Origin of the sequence: Nonomuraea sp. ZG12 (assembly GCF_052068115.1) — a bacterium.
Taxonomy (GTDB): Bacteria; Actinomycetota; Actinomycetes; order Streptosporangiales; family Streptosporangiaceae; genus Nonomuraea.
This window is the reverse complement of record NZ_JBQHCW010000007.1, coordinates 158,306-176,991: the sequence shown is the minus strand read 5'-3', so window position 1 is coordinate 176,991 and position 18,686 is coordinate 158,306. Positions and strand designations below refer to the sequence as shown.

At 70.5% G+C, this 18,686-nt stretch carries 22 protein-coding genes; 18 read left to right on the top strand and 4 right to left on the bottom strand.

Annotated features, from left to right (window positions below):
• Positions 1-8 precede the first annotated feature (8 nt).
• Together ACTMTF_RS21505 and ACTMTF_RS21500 are read left to right on the top strand one after the other, a co-directional pair.
• Positions 9-251, top strand: coding sequence for a hypothetical protein (locus ACTMTF_RS21505; RefSeq protein WP_441112299.1), 243 nt, complete (start codon positions 9-11; stop codon positions 249-251).
• On the top strand, positions 248-712 hold the full coding sequence (locus ACTMTF_RS21500; protein WP_441112298.1) for a hypothetical protein: 465 nt from the start codon (positions 248-250) through the stop codon (positions 710-712). Before ACTMTF_RS21505 ends, ACTMTF_RS21500 begins: the two co-directional genes overlap by 4 nt.
• Here ACTMTF_RS21500 and ACTMTF_RS21495 read toward each other — a convergent pair.
• Positions 688-2,169 (bottom strand): DUF2079 domain-containing protein, encoded by a 1,482-nt coding sequence (locus ACTMTF_RS21495; protein WP_441112297.1) that lies wholly within the window; start codon positions 2,167-2,169, stop codon positions 688-690. The two genes, ACTMTF_RS21500 and ACTMTF_RS21495, sit on opposite strands and share 25 nt — an antisense overlap.
• Before the next feature lie 87 nt (positions 2,170-2,256).
• Positions 2,257-2,628: a hypothetical protein gene (locus ACTMTF_RS21490; protein ID WP_397004531.1), complete on the bottom strand. Its 372-nt coding sequence runs from the start codon at positions 2,626-2,628 to the stop codon at positions 2,257-2,259.
• A gap of 231 nt (positions 2,629-2,859) precedes the next feature.
• Here ACTMTF_RS21490 and ACTMTF_RS21485 point away from each other — a divergent pair, with 231 nt between their 5' ends.
• Positions 2,860-3,942: an aromatic ring-hydroxylating oxygenase subunit alpha gene (locus tag ACTMTF_RS21485; protein ID WP_397005431.1), complete on the top strand. Its 1,083-nt coding sequence runs from the start codon at positions 2,860-2,862 to the stop codon at positions 3,940-3,942.
• Here the strand turns inward: ACTMTF_RS21485 and ACTMTF_RS21480 are convergent.
• Positions 3,909-4,463 carry a DUF1707 SHOCT-like domain-containing protein gene (locus ACTMTF_RS21480; RefSeq protein WP_441112296.1) on the bottom strand — a complete coding sequence of 185 codons (555 nt, stop codon included), beginning with the start codon at positions 4,461-4,463 and terminating at the stop codon, positions 3,909-3,911. The genes ACTMTF_RS21485 and ACTMTF_RS21480 overlap by 34 nt on opposite strands.
• 180 nt (positions 4,464-4,643) lie before the next feature.
• On the opposite strand from ACTMTF_RS21480, the gene ACTMTF_RS21475 reads away from it, so the two are divergent.
• From ACTMTF_RS21475 to ACTMTF_RS21420, 12 genes are all read left to right on the top strand, one after another.
• Positions 4,644-5,570 carry an anti-sigma factor RsbA family regulatory protein gene (locus ACTMTF_RS21475; RefSeq protein WP_441112295.1) on the top strand — a complete coding sequence of 309 codons (927 nt, stop codon included), beginning with the start codon at positions 4,644-4,646 and terminating at the stop codon, positions 5,568-5,570.
• A gap of 164 nt (positions 5,571-5,734) precedes the next feature.
• Positions 5,735-6,364, top strand: coding sequence for a DUF998 domain-containing protein (locus ACTMTF_RS21470; protein ID WP_441112294.1), 630 nt, complete (start codon positions 5,735-5,737; stop codon positions 6,362-6,364).
• Between the two features lie 66 nt (positions 6,365-6,430).
• Positions 6,431-6,889 carry a universal stress protein gene (locus ACTMTF_RS21465; protein ID WP_397004523.1) on the top strand — a complete coding sequence of 153 codons (459 nt, stop codon included), beginning with the start codon at positions 6,431-6,433 and terminating at the stop codon, positions 6,887-6,889.
• A 41-nt stretch (positions 6,890-6,930) separates the two neighbouring features.
• Positions 6,931-7,320, top strand: a complete 390-nt coding sequence (locus tag ACTMTF_RS21460; RefSeq protein ID WP_441112293.1) for a TOBE domain-containing protein — start codon at positions 6,931-6,933, stop codon at positions 7,318-7,320.
• A gap of 11 nt (positions 7,321-7,331) precedes the next feature.
• Positions 7,332-8,084: a molybdate ABC transporter substrate-binding protein gene (gene modA / locus ACTMTF_RS21455; RefSeq protein WP_441112292.1), complete on the top strand. Its 753-nt coding sequence runs from the start codon at positions 7,332-7,334 to the stop codon at positions 8,082-8,084.
• Positions 8,085-8,100: 16 nt separating this feature from the next.
• Positions 8,101-8,898 carry an ABC transporter permease gene (locus ACTMTF_RS21450; RefSeq protein WP_441112488.1) on the top strand — a complete coding sequence of 266 codons (798 nt, stop codon included), beginning with the start codon at positions 8,101-8,103 and terminating at the stop codon, positions 8,896-8,898.
• Entirely contained in the window at positions 8,886-9,923 is a 1,038-nt protein-coding gene (locus ACTMTF_RS21445; protein ID WP_441112291.1) for an ABC transporter ATP-binding protein, read from the top strand. The genes ACTMTF_RS21450 and ACTMTF_RS21445 overlap by 13 nt, the downstream gene beginning before the upstream one ends.
• A gap of 114 nt (positions 9,924-10,037) precedes the next feature.
• Positions 10,038-11,582, top strand: coding sequence for an APC family permease (locus ACTMTF_RS21440; RefSeq protein WP_441112290.1), 1,545 nt, complete (start codon positions 10,038-10,040; stop codon positions 11,580-11,582).
• Between the two features lie 81 nt (positions 11,583-11,663).
• Complete coding sequence (locus ACTMTF_RS21435) at positions 11,664-12,176, top strand: TrmH family RNA methyltransferase (RefSeq protein WP_441112289.1); 513 nt, start codon at positions 11,664-11,666, stop codon at positions 12,174-12,176.
• Positions 12,177-12,310: 134 nt separating this feature from the next.
• Entirely contained in the window at positions 12,311-13,762 is a 1,452-nt protein-coding gene (locus ACTMTF_RS21430) for a methionine--tRNA ligase (RefSeq protein WP_441112288.1), read from the top strand.
• A 382-nt stretch (positions 13,763-14,144) separates the two neighbouring features.
• On the top strand, positions 14,145-14,531 hold the full coding sequence (locus ACTMTF_RS21425) for an STAS domain-containing protein (protein ID WP_441112287.1): 387 nt from the start codon (positions 14,145-14,147) through the stop codon (positions 14,529-14,531).
• A 205-nt stretch (positions 14,532-14,736) separates the two neighbouring features.
• Entirely contained in the window at positions 14,737-15,198 is a 462-nt protein-coding gene (locus ACTMTF_RS21420) for a hypothetical protein (RefSeq protein WP_441112286.1), read from the top strand.
• 308 nt (positions 15,199-15,506) lie between these two features.
• Here the strand turns inward: ACTMTF_RS21420 and ACTMTF_RS21415 are convergent, their stop codons facing one another.
• A complete protein-coding gene (locus ACTMTF_RS21415) occupies positions 15,507-16,529 on the bottom strand; it encodes a hypothetical protein (RefSeq protein WP_441112285.1) in 1,023 nt (340 codons plus the stop codon).
• A gap of 224 nt (positions 16,530-16,753) precedes the next feature.
• Between ACTMTF_RS21415 and ACTMTF_RS21410 the strand changes: the two genes are divergently transcribed.
• From ACTMTF_RS21410 to ACTMTF_RS21400, 3 genes are all read left to right on the top strand, one after another.
• Positions 16,754-17,227: a MarR family winged helix-turn-helix transcriptional regulator gene (locus ACTMTF_RS21410; RefSeq protein WP_441112284.1), complete on the top strand. Its 474-nt coding sequence runs from the start codon at positions 16,754-16,756 to the stop codon at positions 17,225-17,227.
• A gap of 98 nt (positions 17,228-17,325) precedes the next feature.
• Positions 17,326-17,670, top strand: coding sequence for a hypothetical protein (locus ACTMTF_RS21405; protein ID WP_441112283.1), 345 nt, complete (start codon positions 17,326-17,328; stop codon positions 17,668-17,670).
• A 164-nt stretch (positions 17,671-17,834) separates the two neighbouring features.
• Entirely contained in the window at positions 17,835-18,404 is a 570-nt protein-coding gene (locus ACTMTF_RS21400) for a hypothetical protein (RefSeq protein WP_441112282.1), read from the top strand.
• Positions 18,405-18,686 lie beyond the last annotated feature (282 nt).

Sequence of the window (18,686 nt, the reverse complement as noted above, 5' to 3'; positions counted from 1 at the left end):
TTGTTACCATGGTAACAGTCGAGCGGACGCAGACCGGGCTCCGCGTAGAGAAGAACCTGCTCAAGGTCCTCAAGGGCCTCGCCGAGTATCTCGACATGTCGCTGGGCGATCTGGTCGAGGGCATCGCGCTGCACGCCTTCGAGGGGCGCGCGCCGTTCACCCCCGAGACGCTGGAGAAGATCGACCAGCTCAAGGCCGTCTACGGCCTGACGCTGACCGCCGACGACGCCCACCGGCTGGTGGAGAAGTGAGCGGGGCCCAGGTCTCGCTCACCGGTCAGGTCGCGGTGGCGCTGCCGCCCGGCGAGGCGCTCGCGCTGTTCACGCCGCGTGGTGAGGAGCGGTGGGTGCCGGGCTGGCGGCCGCGCTTCCCGGTGCCGTCGGACGACGACTCCGCCCCTGGCACCGTGTTCGAGACCCACGCCGACGGCGAGCACACCACCTGGGTGGTGGCCGAGCGTGAGGAGGGCCGCCGCATCGCCTACGCACGGGTGACCCCCGGCTCGCGGGCCGGCAAGGTGACGGTGGCGGCGGACGGCGACGGCCGGGGCGGGGCCGCCGTCCAGGTCACCTACGAGCTCACCGCCCTGTCCCCGCAGGGCGTGCGGGAGCTGAGCGACTTCGCCGCGGGCTACGCGTCCTTCCTCCGGTCCTGGGAGGAGGACATCGCGACCCTGTTGCGCCGGGGTCAGCCGCGGTGGAGCACCACGTAACCGTCGCGCTCGAAGAGCTTGGCGTACCCCTCCGACACCAGCCTGTCCACCTGGGCGAGCTGCTCCTCCGCGCCGCCGAAGGGGAACTCCCAGCGGGAGGTGTCGGCCACCACCCAGGGAGCGCCGTTCGGCCGGCCGGTCCACAGCAGGACGGTGGTGCGCCGCGTCAGCGCGGGGCCGAGTGAGTTGGCCGCCTCGACCGTCACCCCCGAGGGGATCCTGGCGACGGCCTCGGCGGCGGCGGCCGTCTTGACCGGGTCGCCCCGGTAGAAGTCCCGATGGTAGAGCTGTTCCAGGCCGAAGCGGGGGACCAGGGTCAGGGCCACGGCGGCGACGGCCACCGCCCAGGTCAGCGCGAGCGAGCGGTCGCCGCCCCGGCCGAGCCGGCGCAGCAGCCTGGCCAGGCCGTCCACGCCCGCGCAGAACAGGATGACCACGACGAAGGCGTTGTAGTGGAAGTCCGACTGCCACCACAGAGGCCGGTCCGACAGCATGCGCTCCAGCACCTGCGGCAGCGCGACCAGCGACAGCGGCGACAGCAGGCAGAGCAGCAGCGTGGGCCAGGCCAGCAGGAACAGCGTGTCGACCTTCGCCTCGGCGCTGAACGGCAGCAGCAGGGTTGCCAGGGGGTCGCGCGCCATCCCGAGCAGCGCGCCCGGCAGGTCGGCGCCGAGATGGCCGTAGGCCCAGAAGTCCTTGGGGTCGCCGCCCAGCATGGGGATGAGCGCGCCGCGCGCCGCCAGGATCCCGGCCAGGCCGGCCAGGGCGCAGCACCCGCCGCGCAGGCGGTCGCCGATCCAGAACAGGTAGCCGCCGAAGCCGATCACCATGAGTCCCATGTCCTCCTTGACCAGCAGGAGGGCGAACATGGCGAGGAACGCGGGCAGGCGCCTGCCCGCGTGGTAGCGCTCGATCACGATCGCGGAGAGCAGGGGGACGAACATCGCCTCGTGCGCGTCGAACGAGGCCGCCCGCGCGAGGGGCCACGACAGCGCGAACGCCACCGCGACCAGGTAGGCGGGGGCGGTCCCGAGCACCCGCCGGGTGTACAGCCAGACGAACGGAACGGCCGCCGCGAACAGCAGCGCCTGCGCGACGATCAGCGACTCCGGCCCGTCGTGCACCCAGTAGAACGGCGCCAGCAGGGCGTAGCCGGGCGAGAAGTGGTCGGCCAGCTGGAGGTAGTCCAGCCCCCGGTCGTGCCATGCCCCCAGAACGGGCACGTACGGAGGCTGGAAGGCGGCGTAGTTGCGCACCGCCTGGTCCACGATGACCAGGTCGAAGGTGGAGGTCCGGTAGGTGGCCAGCTTGACCAGGCCGATCATCGCGTAGGCGGCGGCCGCCACCAGGCAGATGAGACCGACGCGCGAGCGATGTCCGCCGAGCCCGGCCTTCCGGCCGGTGGTGGCGGCGGCGACGGTCGCCCCGGACCGCGCCGCCGGCGTGTCCCGCTTCACGGGTGATCACACTACCGATGTCACATCAACGTGCCCCGGCTCGCCGTGCCGTCCTGCCCCCCGCAGGCGGAACGGCCGCCGGACTCATCAGGAGCAGGCAGCCGTGATCTTGGTCTGGAAGCCCTGGATCTTCGTGGTGAAGGTGCTGACGTCGGTCATGTCGCCCTTCATGCTCTCGAATCCGGCGGCGAGGTCGTTCAGCGCGGCGGCGATCTCGCCGTCGTGCTTGCTCGCGAGGTCCTTGGTCTTCGTGGCCGCGTCCTGCGAGGCCTTCTCGATGGCCGCCGGGTCGGTCATGCTCTTGGTAACCGTGCCGGACCAGTCAGTGGTGATCTTGCTTGCCTCTTGCGCGGCGGCGTTGCAGTCCACCGCGGTTCCGACGGCGCCACAGGCGCTGGTCATCGCGGCAAGGGTGAGCGTCGCGAACGCGATGGCGATGCGACGGCGAGGGGGAGTCATTTCCGTGCCCTTCGTTGTTGTGGAGACGAGGAAACAGTATGGCCGCATTCTTGACTGTCGCTTGCACCCCACTAACACCACCGGCATCAAGGGGGCGTAAAACGACGGCGCGCGAACCTCCCTCTTGACAGCCTCCTGGGCCGAGCTGACTATGTCGCATATAGAGCAACTCGGTGCGTATTACGCAACAAGGAGTGTCCCTTGACCAGCACTTCGAGTTTGATCTCCACCATGCCCGGACGCTCCTACACCGACCCGGCGGTGTTCGCCGAGGAGCAAGCGAAGATCTTCGAAGCGCTGTGGTTCTGCGCGGTCAGATCGGACCAGCTCAGCAAGCCGGGGGCCTTCAAGACGGTCCAGGTGGGCAGGGAGAACGTGATCGTCGTCCGGGGCCGCGACGGAGCCTTACGGGCCTTCCTCAACGTCTGCAGGCACCGCGGCGCGCGCTTGTGCCTGGAGGAGGACGGTGAGGTCAAGCGGACCATCAGGTGCGCCTACCACGCCTGGTCCTACGACCTCGATGGCACGCTCGTGGCCGCCCCGAACCTGGTCAAGATGCCCGACGTCGACCGCGTCGAGTACGGCCTGATCCCGGTGAGCCTGCGCGAGTGGCTCGGGTACGCCTGGGTCTGCCTGGCCGACGAGCCGCCCTCGTTCGAGGAGACGGTGACGCACGCGGCCGTCGAACGGCTGGGCGACCTGGCCGCGATCGAGCACTACCACGTGGACGCCCTCGCCCTGGGCCGGCGCATCCGTTACGACGTGCGCGCCAACTGGAAGCTCATCGTCGAGAACTTCATGGAGTGCTACCACTGCGCCACCATCCACCCCGAGCTGACCGCGGTGCTCCCCGAGTTCGCCGGAGGCTACGCCGCGCAGTACTACGTGGGCCACGGGGCGGAGTTCGCCAAGAAGGTCGAGGGGTTCACGGTGGACGGCAGTCCCGGCTTCGGCAAGCTGCCGGACGTGTCGGAGGAGCAGGACCGGCGCTACTACGCGATCACCGTCAAGCCGCAGGTCTTCGTCAACCTGGTGCCCGACCATGTGATCATGCACCGGATGTACCCGCTGGCCGCCGACCGCACGATCGTGGAGTGCGACTGGCTCTACCACCCCGACGTGGTGGCCTCGGGGGCCGACCTGTCGCTGTCGGTCGAGCTGTTCCACCGGGTCAACGAGCAGGACTTCGACGCCTGCGAGCGGACCCAGCCCGGCATGTCGTCACGTGCCTACAGCAAGGGCGGCGTGCTGGTGCCCAGCGAGCACCACATCTCCGCCTTTCACGACTGGGTGAACCAGCGCTTGCGCGGATAGCGGACCGCGAGCTGGCCGTACTTGCTCTCGCCCGTCACCACCAGGTGCAGGGCGCCGGGCCGGGGGCGGCCCGCCACGGCGGAGGAGGCCGTGCCGTAGGTGGTGCGGAAGCCGTCGATGTTCGCGGTGGCGCCCTCCGGCAGCACGATCTTGGCGGAGCCGTACTTGAGGTCGAGTTCGACCTCGACGACCTGGTGCGGGATGACCGCCTCCGTGAAGTCGAGGTGGGCGCCGCCGTGCTTGGCGACGATCCGCAGGCGGCGGGGGACCGCCCAGTCGCCCGTGCGTTTCACCTGATCGTGCACGCTCTCCAGCAGGACGGCCTCCGCCGCCGATGGCGCTTCGGCGGGGAGGTCCTCGACCAGTTCGGTGAGATCGGCGTTGATCTTGGCGGTCAGCGCCCGTTCCAGGCGGTCCTCCAGCTCAAGGTGGTCCAGCCGGCCTTCGGTGAAGGCCTGTTGCAGCTGCTGGGTGGTGCGCTCTCGATCCGCGTCGGAGGCGCGGATCTGCATGTCCGACATGCTTCGAGCATAGGTAAAAGGGTCTCAAAACGGGAGCAACTTGCCGGTGGGAGTGCGCAGATCGAGGGGGAGCGGCCGACGGGGAGGCCGAGGGCGCTGGACGACCTGTTGAGTCTTCACGGTGAATAGCTACCCAACGGTGTGCCTTGAACTCCTCAACGACGGGTAGCGTGGTAGACGATGTTGGCGGACCCGTTCACGCACCCGGCACTCTTCTACAGAGGCGACCGGGAGTATGTGACTGCCACCACCGCCTTCGTCCGCGAGGGCCTCGAAGCCGGCGAGCCCGTGGCCGTCGCGGTTCCCGGGCGCAACCTCGCGCTGATCGAGAAAGAGCTGGGATTTCAGGCGCAGCGGGTCATGCTGCTCGACATGACCGAGGCCGGCCGCAATCCGGGGCGGATCATCCCGGGCGTGCTCAGGGAGTTCGCCGACCGCCACCCCGACGAGCATGTGCGGATCATCGGCGAGCCGATCTGGCCGGGCCGCAGCGAGGCCGAATATCCCGCGTGCGCCCAGCACGAGGCGCTGATCAACTATGCCTTCAGGGGCCGCCACGCCACCATCCTGTGCCCGTACGACCTGGAGGGGCTCGACCCCGAGGTCATTCGCGAGGCCGCGATCACGCACCCCGTGCTGCGCGACGGATCCGGCGAGCGGGTCAGCGACCACTACGCCCCGCAGCGGGTCGTCGACGGGCACAACGGACCCCTCGCCGACCCCGTCGACTTCATGGTCCTCCACTTCGACCGCACCAATCTCGCCGAGGTCCGCACCCTCGCCGCCGACCGTGCCGCCGAGCTGGGGTTCGGCGCCGTCAGGGTCGACGACGTCCGCCTGGTGGTCGCCGAGCTGGGCGCCAACAGCCTCGACCACGGCGGCGGCTCCGGCCGGATCAGGATCTGGAGCGAGGACGACCGGCTGGTCTGCGAGGTGAGCGACTCCGGCCACATCACCGACCCGCTGGCCGGGCGCAATCCGGTCGATCCGCGGGTGGCCGGCTCGCGCGGGCTGCTCATCGTCAACCTGCTCAGCGACCTGGTCCGGGTGCACACCCGAGCCGGCGCCACGGTCATCCGCACCTACTTCGACGTCCCCGCGCGCTGACCCCCCTACCCTCCCTGAGGGGGCCTTCCCTACCGGAGACGGTATTCACGCTGGTCAGGCGGTCGTCTCAGGGGTAGTGAGACTCAAGTATTAGGGGATCGTTCAGGGCCTGCTGGGGCATATCTCCGATACTCGAAAAGGCCGTGCTGCACGACCTTTGAGGCATGAAGGCTTTGCTCGTAAGTGGATTCACCGCCATCGGCACCGGAACCGGCGCCATGCTCACCCTGCACACGGAAGCGGGGCTCGACCCACTGCACTCCGTGATCAGTGAGTACGCCTTCCAAGCGGCGGGCTGGATGCTCCCCCTGTCCCTGACGTTGTTCGCGTTCGGCTCCGCGTTGATCGCCGAGGCGCTGCGCCGGTCGGGGGCGGATCGCTGGGTCGTGGCGCTGGTGCTGACGTGGGGGGCGAGCATGTTCCTGGTCGGCGCCTTCCCCACTGACGCTCCCGGCTTGCCGTTGTCGCTGTCCGGAGGCATCCATCGTTACGCCGCCTTCGTGGCCTTCCTGGTGATGCCGCTGGCCGGGTTGCTGCTGGCCAGGGCCCGCATCCGTTACGCCAGATGCGTGCGGATCCTCAGCGTGATCGCCCTGGGCGCGCTGGTGCTGGTCGTGGTCCCGTACGTGGTGCGGTGGTTCGGCATCCCGCTGTCCAACGACGACATCCCCGCCGGGCTGATCCAGCGCACCGTGGTCGTCACCGAGCTCGGCGTGCTCGCCCTGGCCGGGCTGGCGATGCTACAGCCGCTGGCCCGGCGTTCCCAGAGCGGGATCTCGGCCGTCCTGGCCTGATCCAGGCGTGAACGGCTCCCACCGGGTTAGAGGGAATGCCTGCTTACTTCTGGAGGTTGGCCGGAAATGACCATTTTGATCGCTTATGACGGTTCGGACGACGCCAAGGCCGCGATCGCGTTCGCAGGCAAGCTGTTCCCGGGGCAGTCGGCGGTGGTGCTGACGGTGTGGGAGCGGCTGGCGCTGACCACCGCCCGCGCGTCGGCGGGGCTCGTCATGACGCTCGACAACTCCGCCGCCGAGGACGAGGCGGTCGGCAAGGCCATGACCGAGCTGGCCAAGGGGGGAGCCGAGCTCGCCACGCAGGCCGGGCTGGACGCCACCCCCCGCTGCGAGCCCGACTCCGTCGCCGTGTGGGCCACGATCGTGGACGTGGCCGACGAGCTCGACGCCACGCTGATCGTGACGGGCACCCGGGGCATGGGCAGCGTCAAGTCGCTGCTCCTGGGCAGCACCTCCGACCGCGTGCTCCACCACGCGCACCGGCCCGTGCTGGTGGTGCCAGGCGCAGAATCCACCTCTTAGGGGGTTCTCTCCTGGTATCTGCCAGGATATCGTACGGTTTTGTGACGGAATTTCGGATCGGCGACGCGGCCGCGCTGCTCGGCGTCAGCCCCGACACCGTCCGCCGATGGATCGACGCCGGCCGGCTCGCCGCCACCCGTGACGAGCAGGGCCACCGGGTCGTGCCGGGCGAGGAGCTCGCCGTCTTCGCCCGGTCCCAGGTGGGCGAGGAGAGCCGGTGGGGCTACTCCTCGGCGCGCAACCGGTTCAGGGGCATCGTCACCGAGGTCGTCAAGGACGCGGTCATGGCTCAGGTCGAGCTCGCCGCGGGGCCGTACAGAGTGGTCTCCCTGATGAGCCGCCAGGCCGCCGACGAGCTCGGCCTGGCGCCGGGGGTGCTCGCGGTGGCCGTGATCAAGTCGACGAACGTCGTCATCGAGCTGGCTTCCTAGGAGTGCCCCCGATGCGTCGTGTGCCGCCCGTCTCCCGCCTCCTGGGCCTCCGCGTTCTTGTCCACTGCCTGCTCGGGGTCTGCCTTTTCACCGTGTCGACGGCGTGTGCGGCCTCGGGGCCGGGGCTGACCGTTTTCGCCGCGGCCTCCTTGACCGGCACCTTCACGGAGCTGGGTGAGACCTTCGAGGCGGCGCGTCCCGGGACGAAGGTGACGCTCAACTTCGGGTCGAGTGCCACCCTGGCCCAGCAGATCGGCCGTGGGGCGCCGGCCGACGTGTTCGCCGCGGCGTCGCCCGCGACGATGCGGCAGGTCACCGGGGCGTCCCGGGTGTTCGCGCGCAACCGGCTGACGATCGCGGTGCCGCCCGGCAACCCCTCCCGGATCACCGGGCTGCGGGATCTGGCCGGCAGTGAGGTGAAGGTGGCCATCTGCGCGCCCCAGGTGCCCTGCGGGGCCGCCGCGGCGACCGTGCTCGCCGGGCTGGGCGTCACGCCCGTGACCTTGGAACGGGACGTCAAGGCGACGCTCACCAAACTGACGCTCGGCGAGGTGGACGCGGCGCTCGTCTACCGGACCGACGTGCTCGCGGCCCAGGGGAAGGTGGAGGGGATCGAGTTCCCCGAGTCGGCGAAGGCGGTTAACGACTACCCGATCGCGGCGCTCGGCGACGGTCAGGCGGCGCGGGACTTCGTCGCGCTCGTCCTGTCGGAGCAGGGACAGCGGGTGCTGACCGACGCCGGGTTCGACGTCGGTGACGGGTGAGGGTGAAGGCCGGGCGGTGCGGGAGCGGGTGAGCGTGAAGGCCGGGGTGGTCCGGGGACGGGTGCCGTGGGTGCTGGCGGTGCCGGCCGCGGTCGGACTGGCGTTCCTGGTGCTCCCGCTGGCCGGGCTGCTGGTCGAGGCGCCGTGGGGGACGCTCGGGGCCCGGCTCGCCGCGCCGCAGGTGCTCGACGCGCTGCGGCTGTCGCTGGTGACCGCGACCATCGCCACCGGACTGTGCCTGCTGCTCGGGGTGCCGCTGGCGTGGGTGCTGGCACGGGTGGAGTTCAGGGGCAGGCGGGTGGTGCGGGCGCTGGTCACCGTGCCGCTGGTGCTGCCGCCGGTCGTCGGGGGCGTGGCCCTGCTGCTGGTCTTCGGCAGGAACGGGCTCGTCGGGCAGTACCTGGGATTCCAGCTCCCGTTCACCTCGGCGGGCGTCGTCCTGGCGGAGGCGTTCGTCGCGATGCCGTTCCTGGTGATCAGCGTGGAGGGGGCGCTGCGGGGCACCGACCTGCGCTACGAGGAGGCTGCGGCGACGCTCGGCGCCTCGCGGCTGACCGTGTTCCGCAGGGTGACGCTGCCGCTGGTGGCGCCCGGCATCGTGGCGGGCGCGGTGCTGTGCTGGGCGCGGGCGCTGGGGGAGTTCGGGGCGACGATCACGTTCGCGGGCAACTTCCCCGGCCGCACCCAGACCATGCCCCTGGCCGTCTACCTCGCGCTGGAGACCGAACCCGAGGCCGCCATCGTCCTCAGCCTGGTCCTGCTGGCCGTGTCCATCGTGGTGCTGGCCGGGCTCAGGGACCGGTGGATCTCGTGAGGGCACGGCTCGTGGTCGAGCGGCCGGCCTTCCGGCTGGATCTGGCGCTGAACGTCGCGCCCGGCGAGGTGGTGGCGCTGCTCGGTCCCAACGGGGCCGGCAAGACCACGGCCCTGCGCGCCCTGGCCGGGCTGGAGCCGCTGGCCGGCGGGTTCATCGACCTGGACGGGGAGCGGCTCCATCTGGCCGAGCCCGCCGCCCGGCCGGTGGGGGTGGTGTTCCAGGACTACCTGCTGTTCCCGCACCTGTCGACCCTGGAGAACGTCGCCTTCGGCCCCCGCTCGCGCGGCGTACCCAAGGCCGAGGCACGCCGTACGGCCATGACCTGGCTGGAACGCGTCGGCCTCGGCGACTTCGCCGCCGCCAAGCCGGGACAGCTGTCCGGAGGGCAGGCGCAGCGGGTCGCGCTGGCCCGCGCGCTGGCCGTACAGCCCAGACTGCTCCTCCTGGACGAGCCGCTCGCCGCGCTCGACGCGCACACCAGGCTGGAGATCCGCGCGGACCTGAGGCGGCGGCTGGCCGCCTTCGACGGCGCGTGCGTGCTGGTCACGCACGACGCGCTGGACGCGATGGTGCTCGCCGACCGGCTCGTGGTGATCGAACACGGCGCCGTCGTCCAGGAGGGACCGCCCGCCGAGGTGGCCCGCCGCCCCCGTACGGACTACGTGGCCCGCCTGGTCGGCCTGAACCTCTACCGGGGGGACGCGGACGGGCACCTCGTCCGGCTCGGGCCCGAGGTGGTGCTCCGGGCCCAGGAGGAGACCACCGGGCCGGTGTTCGTGGCGTTCCGGCCGTCAGCCGTGGCCCTCTACCGAGCCCGTCCCAACGGCACCCCGCGCAACCTGTGGGAGGGCCGCATCGACGGCATGGAACCCCACGGCGACAGCGTCCGCGTACACCTCGACGGGCCGATCGCGGTCGCCGCGGACATCACCGCCGCCGCCCTCGCCGACCTGGACCTCACCCCCGGCCAGACGGTCTGGGCCTCCGTCAAGGCCACAGAGACCCACGCCTACCCGGCGTAGCCGCGCCGGATGCTCGTACGGACTTCCACCTTGGGTGCGGGTGGCCGGGACCCGCCGTGGCAAAGTGTCGGCCGGATGGTGCAGAGTTGCTGCGAGCACAACGGGGGGAGGCGTATGGCGGAGGGGCTGGCGCGGCGGCTCGGCACCGCCGACGCGGTGTTCGTCGGGTTGAGCGCCATGATCGGCGCGGGGATCTTCGCGGCCTTCGCCCCGGCCGCCGGGGCGGCGGGGGCGTGGCTGCCCGCCTCGCTGGCGCTGGCCGCCGTCGTGGCCTACTGCAACGCCACCTCCTCAGCCCGGCTGGCGGCCCGCTATCCCGAGTCCGGCGGCACCTACGTGTACGGCAGGCGGCGACTGGGCCCGTTCTGGGGCTACCTCGCGGGGTGGGGGTTCACCGTCGGCAAGACGGCGTCCTGCGCCGCGATGGCGCTGACCTTCGGCGCCTACGTGGCCCCCGACCTGGCCAGGCCGCTCGCCATCGCCGCCGTGGTGGCGCTGACCGCGCTCAACCTCTTCGGCGTGCAGCGCTCGGCCACGGCCGCCCGCGTCATGGTGGCGCTCGTCCTCGTGGTCCTCGCCACCGTCGTGGGCGCCGCCTTCCTGAGCCACCCGCCCACCAGCGGCGACACCAGCACCGTCGCGTCGGACCAGGCTGATCGGCCGATGCCGTCCGATGGGGCCGGTGAGACACTGCCGCCGAACGCCAAGATCATCGACAAAGAGCAGGTCATCCAGCTTTCCGACCTCGCAGGTCTCCCCGACGGCCCGACCCGGTCCTTCGTCCAGGCCCTGACGGCTGAGGTCGCCGACCCCGGACTCTGGGGGGTTCTGCAGGGGGCCGGGCTGCTGTTCTTTGCCTTCGCCGGTTACGCCAGGATCGCCACCATGGGGGAGGAGGTCCGCGACCCCGGCCGCACCATCCCGCACGCCATCCAGCTCGCGCTCGGCATCACGCTGGTGGTCTACGCGCTGGTGGCGGCGGCCGCGCTGACCGAGCTGGGGCCGTGGGCGCTGGCGAACTCCGCCGCGCCGCTCGCCGACGTGGTGGACGCGGCGGGCGCGGCCTGGCTACGGCCGGTCGTCGGCGCCGGGGCGGCCGTGGCCGCGCTCGGCGCGCTGCTCGCCCTGCTCCTGGGCGTCTCACGCACCGTCCTCGCCATGGCACGCGAACGCGACCTCCCAGCCGTCCTCGCCGTCCTGTCCCCAGTCCGCCCCGCGCTCGGTGGTCCCCCCGCTTCCGGCCGGCCGGAGGACGCCTCGGGCGGTTCCGGCGATTCAGCCCGTGCCCAGAACGTGTCGGGAGGGTCTTCCGCTGTAGGCGGGGGTGCTGTGCAGGTGCCGCGGCGGGCTGAGCTGGTGGTGAGTGTGGCGGTGATCGGGTTGTTGCTGGTGGCCGATCTGCGAGGGGCGATCGGGTTCTCGTCGTTCGGGGTGCTCGTCTACTACGCGATCGCCAACGCCAGCGCGCTGACGCTCGCTCGCGACGAGGGCGCGCCTCCCAAGGTCGTCTCGGGGCTGGGCCTGCTGCTCTGTCTGGGCCTCGCCGCCACCCTCCCGGGGCAGTCGGTGCTCGCCGGGCTGGCCGTCTTCGCCGTCGGGGCCGTCGTCTGGGCGGTGCGGCATCGGCCTTGGAACGGACGGGCCGGAGGGTTACCCTGAGGGCTCCCTTCGATGGCTCGGGCGTGCCGCTGAAAGCGCCCTCCACATGACGACCTCCGCGGAGGAGATCCGCCCGCGCGCATGAGCGGGGTCAGGGTCCGTACGAGAAAAGATCTGAGGTCTGTACGGCGCCACCGCCCGCCGCGCTGTCTCGGCCATCTGACCGTGGCGCCGCTGTGGCCGCTGCACGGCGTCAACCTGGGCACCCTGCTGCGCACCTGTGACGCGGTCGGAGCCTGTATGGCCGTGCCCCGCCTGCCGTGGGTGCCCGAGGCACTGGACAAGGGCAACACACTGCGCGCCGGGGCGTGCGTGCACTGGGTGCGGCCGCTGCGGTGGCTCGGGGAGCGGCGGGCGGCCGGTGACCGGGTGGTGGGGGTGGAGCTGGCCGAGGAGGCGATCAGGCTGGCCGACCTGCCGATGGCCAGGCAGCCGACGATCGTGGTGCTCGGCAACGAGGCGGCCGGGATCCCCGCCGAGGCGGTCGATCTGCTCGATGCCGTGGTCGAGATCCCCATGATCGGTACGGGGCACAGCCTGAACGTGGCGGTCGCCGGGTCGCTCGTGCTCTACAAATTGGCTGGGTTCGTCTGATGACGGGCGTTACGATGGGGGCATGACGGCGCATCAGGTGATGATGGCCCCCTAGCGGGGCTCACCGGCGACGTTCTGTTGAGGCCCTGCGACCGGGGCCTCTCGTCGTGTCCGGGGCCCTTTGGAGGCATCCGATGTACATCACGACGACCATCCCGTACGTGAACGCCCGTCCGCATCTGGGGTTCGCGCTGGAGATCGTGCAAGGGGACGTGCTCGCCCGGCATCATCGGCGGCGCGGCGAGCCGGTGCGCTTCCAGACGGGCACCGACGACAATTCGCTGAAGAACGTGCTGGCCGCCGAGGCCGAAGGCGTGCCGGTGCGTGAGCTCGTGGATCGCAACGCCGCCGCGTTCGAGGGGCTGCGCGAGCCGCTGGACCTGTCGTTCGACGCGTTCGTCCGGACGAGCGCCCATCCGGGGCACCGCGCCGGGGTGGAACGGATCTGGCAGGCGATCGGGCACGACCTGTACCGGCGGCACTACGAGGGGCTCTACTGCGTCGGCTGCGAGCAGTTCTACCCGGAGGGTCCGTGCCCGGAAGGTCACCGGACGCCGTTGCAGCGGGTGTCGGAGGAGAACTGGTTCTTCCGGCTGTCGCGTTATCAGGGGCCGCTGCTGGAGCTGATCCGCAGCGGCCGGCTGACGATCGAGCCCGCCGCCCGCAGGAACGAGGTGCTGGCGTTCATCGAGGCGGGCCTGGACGACATCAGCATCTCGCGCTCCGCGGCCCGTTCGCGCGGCTGGGGAATCCCGGTGCCCGGCGATCCGAGCCAGGTGATCTACGTGTGGTGGGACGCGCTGGCCAACTACATCACCGCGCTGGACGGCGACGGGTACGAACGCTGGTGGGTACGGGAGCCGCGCAAGATCCACCTGATGGGCAAAGGCGTGATCCGCTTCCACGCGGTGACGTGGCCGGCGATGCTGCTCTCGGCGGGTCTGCCGCTGCCCACCGGGATCTTCGTGCACGACTACCTGACGGCGGCCGGGCACAAGATCAGCAAGTCGTCCGGGGCGGTCGTCGATCCCGTGGCGCTCGTGCGCGCCTATGGCGTGGACGCGGTGCGGTGGTGGCTGCTGCGTGAGGTGCCGCGCGTGGGCGACGCCGACTTCACCGAGGAGCGGCTGATCGCCAGGGCCGACGAGGACCTCGCCAACGGCGTCGGCAACCTGGTAAACCGGGTCGTCACCATGGTCCACCGCTTTCACGGCGGGCTGGTGCCGGACGTGCCTCCCGAGCGGATCGACGCTTGTGAGCGGGCGCCGGAGCTGGTGCACGAGGCGCTGGCGGCCTTCGACTTCCGCCGGGCGGCCGGCGCCGTCTGGGCCATCGTCGAGGAGGCGAACAAGTACGTCGAAACGGCGCAGCCTTGGCGCCAGTCGCCGGCCGACAGGGAGGTCTCCCTGGCGACTCTGGTGCACGCCTGCGGGGCGCTGGCCGTACAACTTGCGCCTTTCCTGCCCACTGCGGCGGCTCGTGTGGCGGCGGCAGTGGGGGACACGGTGGGGGAGGCAGCGGGGGGCGCGGTGGGGGAGGTGCGGTTGCCGCGGCCGGAGCCGTTGTTCGCGCGGCTCGGGGGATGAGCCGGTCGGTCTGACGAGTGGCAGTAACGATTTGGAGTATTTGCCGTTGGTTTGGCGGTGTTTGGTATGGGCCGTTTTCGGATCGTCATCGCCGGCCCGACGGCTCGGCCAGGGGCCACTTTCGTGGCCCCTGGCGCGCCGTCGGATCGCGCTCAGCCGCGCCCTCGCCGGGGTGGGAGCTGTTTTGCCTCTGCCTGGGACGTGCGCCTCAGCGGGACAGGGCCAACTGCCGCTACGATCACATTCACGACGACGTGTTGGCCGCACTGCGCGACTCGGTGTGTCCGATGAGCAGATCGAGCAGATGCTGGTGTCCGACCCTCGACGCGACCTCTCGTAAAGTGTGGGGAAGGACAGCACAAACGCGGGTAGGTGGAGCTGGGTGAGTTCAGATCAAGCCTTGTCGATCAGTCTCGGGCTTCAGGGCCCGTGCGTCATCGCAAGGCTGACGGGAGACTTCGACTTCGGATCCGCGGCCGAGGTTCGCGATCGTGTCACCAAGGCTCTCGACCTGACCCAGCCACCATTGCTCGTCATCGACATGCAGGCTGTCGCCGTCTGCGACTCCTCAGGGCTGTCCGTGCTGGTCTACCTGCACAAAGCGGTCACCGCGTCCGGCGGGCGGCTGCTGCTGTCCGGGCTCAACGGCAGGTGCAAGCACCTGTTCGCGATCACCGCGCTCGACAAGTTCTTCGACATCCGGACCACGGCCGAGCTCGCCATCGCCGAGCTCAACGAGGCAGGGGACTCACCGCCCTTCGCCGAGTGATGCCCGTTCGCGGCACACTCGCGCTCCCCGAGACGATCAGCCGAGGCACAGCGGTCCACTGCTCGGCCGGTTCGGCCGGACATTAGGCGTATGTCTGACTTTTGTCGGTAATCATTGACCCTGTCGCTTTCCTGGCGGTTAATCGGAAAGCGGGAGGCCGTTTTCATCAGGGGGAAGCGGCTGGTTTCGTTGCTATGGGGGCAACATGATCAGGAAGTGCGCCGGCGCGCTCTTACTCGCGACAGCGGTCACCGTCACCCTCGCACCACCTCCGGCGGGTGCCGCCACCGGGCAACTGGCCGCTGCTCCGGCGGCGACCAGCGTCTCGGCCACCGCTGACAGAGCCACGGTCACCGCGCCCAAGCTGATCAAATACACCATCTACTTCGGCCGTTGCAAGGACACCTGTCGCATCAAGGTGCGAATCACCAATAAGTCCCGGACAACCGTCTATTCGGTGAATGTGAACGCACGCCTGAAGATCAACGGCCGCAAGGCCGGATCGTGTTACGACTACATCGGCAAGATTCGCCCCAAGCGCGTCCGCTGGGGAGGCTGCACGGTCAAAACCCGCACGCTGTCCACCCTGTGGAACCGGTGGCTCGATGGCGAGATCCGCTTCGACAAGAAGGCGAACACCGTCGTGCGCTACGAGTACTACAGATGAGCCGTCGCTGAAGGGCCGGCACCATCAGGGTGCCGACCATCAGGCGCGTTGACGGCGTCCGCCGTCCAACCCGTCAGGCGTATCCGGTGTCGGTCGTCAGGAGGTCACCATCAGGGCGAGACCGATGAGAACCACGATGGGCACCAGCCAGACGACGGCCTCGGCAGCGAACTCCTTGTACATTGCGTAGATCTCCCTTGGAACGCCCGAGCTGGGGCGGCGTGAACGTCACTGCGCAGCATAGCCGCCCTTGCCCGATGCCTCGCTTCCACCGCCGGCCCGGTAGCCGCGAGAACGGGCGGCGGTGGTCAGGCCCGGTGCCGGCTGATGCGCTTGTTGACACTGGCCAGGGAGTCGTCCGCCATGAGAAGGGGCAGCCCCGGCGCGTCGGCGTCGATGCGGCGCAGGATCTCGGGGTGCTCGCCGTGGTGGCGGGTCCACAGCCGGACCACTTCGGGCATGGCCGCGATCGCCTCATCCGACAGCAGGGCCTCCCGGGGCAGCCAGGCGGTGAGGAACTGCGAAGCCCTGGCCGGACTCCACCAGAGCGGACGGTCGCCGAGGAAGTCCACCAGCGCGTCGAACGCCTCCCGCGCCGCCGGCTCGTCCGGCAGGTCGTGGAAACGGGCCACGAGGTCGTCGCCCGCATGCCGTACAGGGTGGGGGACGGCGTGCGCGCGGGAGAGCGCGAGGGCGCGGACGGTGGGGAGGGTCGGCGCGACCTCCGCTCCCATGACGAGGTCGGTGAGCTCGAACGCGTCCAGGATGCGCCCCGCCACCACCCCCGCGTCGGTGGGCGCGAGATCGAGATCGTCGAGGAACTTGAGCTCCTCGACGACGGCGTCGACCGCCAGGCCGCCGTGGACCTGGTCGATGCCGACCACGAGGAGGTGCGGCTCCTTGCCGTTGCCGTAGCGGAAGGAGAGGGCGGCCAGGGTCTGCTCGCCGTAGCGGTCGGCCTTGCCGTACCAGGCTCCTTCGCAGGTCACCTGGCCCATGCGGGCCACCCAGCCGGGAAGTGAGCCGATGGCCTCGCGACCGGCCCGCAGGTGGGGCCCGAGGACGTCGTCGTCGTCCTCGCCCGGCGTGGCGGGCTCCTCGGGATTGACCGCGCCCGGAGTGGCGGGCTCCTCGGGATTGACCGCCGCCAGAGCGGCGAGGGCGAGCCGGGCCTCCGCTCCGCCGTCCCGCGCCAGCTGCTGCAGGAGCGTCTCGTCGGCCCGCGCCTCGGTGGTGAGCCGGGCGGCCCAGAGCTCTGTGCGCAGCGGGGAACGCCACCTGAGCAGGTCGCGGGCCTGACTGATGGTCGTGTCGAAAGCTGTGGTGCTCACCCTTCGACCGTATCGCCCCCGGCCTCGCCCCGGCGGTGTGGGCGTTGCGCTGCGAGCGGAGTTCTGGAGTCCCCGAACATCGCCGCTGAGCTGCACCGACCTGACTAATTGGCTAGCCACCTAATTGGTGATACCTTGACGGGATCTCCCCACGGAGGCTTCGACGACCATTTCACCAGCCGACGACCACAGAGCTCCATGCGAGCGTCAGCCAGAGGCGAGGCATGACCACTTCCCCACCGGACCGGCGGCCCAGCGCGGCAGGCGGCGGACGCCTGAGTTTCTCGATCTTCACCCTCGCCCGCGCCCACCGCGCGCACGCGGCCGGGATGCTGCGGGATCTGGGCCTTCACCCCGGCCAGGAGTTGCTGCTGATGCGGCTGTTCGACCGGGACGGCCAGACGCAGTCGGAGCTCCTGGACGCCGTCGGCCTCGACCACTCCACCGTCTCCAAGTCCCTGCGGCGCATGCAGGAGGCAGGCCTGCTCACCCGCGAACCGGCCGAACACGACCGGCGGGTGCAGCTCGTCCGGCTCACCGACCGAGGCCGCGCCATGCGCGAGCCCATCGAGGCCATGTGGTCCGCCCTTGAGGACATCTCCGTCCAGGGGCTGTCCGCCGACGAGATCGAGTCCTTCGTCGCTCTCGCCCAGGTGATCGAGAAGTCGATCGCGGACCGCTCCCGCGCGGCCGACTGACGACCGCGCCCCCGTAGCGGCTCCATCCTGTACGGCTTCCACCTACGGCGCAGGGCTGACCGAGCGGGTACGCGCGCTCGCCCTAACGGCGTCGACGCGTGTTCGACGTCGCGGGCCGGGGCGCGCTCCCTGACTCCGTCGACCCGCGCGGCGGCACCGACCGCATCGTCACCATCGCCGACTTCCGCGCCGAGCGGTTCGGCATCACCTTCGCGGCCTGCCCTCAGGAACGCTCGGCCGAGCCGGCCGCCGAGGGCGTCCTGATCATCACGGTGGCGGCCACATACCCCCTGGCGGAGGCGGCGGTGGCCCAGCGGGACCGGGCGCGGCGTGCCAGGAGGGCAGCGAGCTGTCCGCGTGCCGCCGGCCCGCAGCGACGTGGGACACGTACGCGGCAAGCTGGTCCTGACGGTCGGGGTGACATGGCGGCCCGCGCCGGCTGAAGTGCACAACACCGCCCTCGGGAAGGACTTCTACCGGGCACTTCATGCCAGCCAATTGTGTCCGTGAGGATACTCACCGTCGCGGCGCTCAGGCACAGAATGGGGGGTCTGCGCGGAGTCGCCTCAGACCGGGAGGCGCACCGCGCACGACGAAAGTGGTGCGGATGAGTGATGTCAGGGTCGCCCGCGAAGTGCTGAGTGCCTACGCGAAGTCAAAGGTCGCCAATCCCGTCAACCAGAGCGCCGACCAGCAGAAACTCCATCTCGCCGGGCAGCTCGAAAGGAAGATCGCGCTCGTCCGGCCCTCGGACGGCGTCTCCCGGACCCCGGGCGAGATGAAGACCTGGACGACCACTCCCGAGTACTGGTTCGCCGGTGGCGAGATTGTCGCCGGAGCCCTCGAACAGGACGCCGATCGGCCGCTGACGTGCATCCTGTTCGCCCACCTGTGCGTCTACGCGCTCAAGAGCACCGCGCCGACGTTCACCGTCCCCATCGAGGTCGTCGAGCTCAAGAAGGGCCACGACAACCACTACGTCCTCGTCGCCGGCCGGACCACCGGCGACATCAAGGGCAAGCTCGCCGACTGGAACGCCGACGCCTTCGTCATCGACCTCTGGGGCCACTGCCAGGACCTGGGTGACATGGTCACCCAACCCCCCGCGATCATCGTGAGCGACATGAAGGACTACGCCCGCAAGACCGTCGCCACGATCCCGGCCTGGGGCATCTAGCGCCGCAGACCAGCCGGCGCCGCCTCCGGCCGGGGTCCCCGAGCGGGGTGGCTCTTCACCATCCTGTACGAGATCGCCTCGGTGTTTCGTTTCACGCCCAGGGGGCCGCAGACGCCTGTGGCGGGAAACATCGCTCCAGCGCCGTCCTGCGGGCGGTCAGCGTTGTCTTGGCCGGGGTCCCGAGCCGGGTGCCCTAAACCGCCCTGGAAGTCCCCTCGGCGTCCGTCCCGCCGCCGAAGACAGGAGCCCGCCGCAGGCGTTCCGTGGGAACGCCTGCGGCGG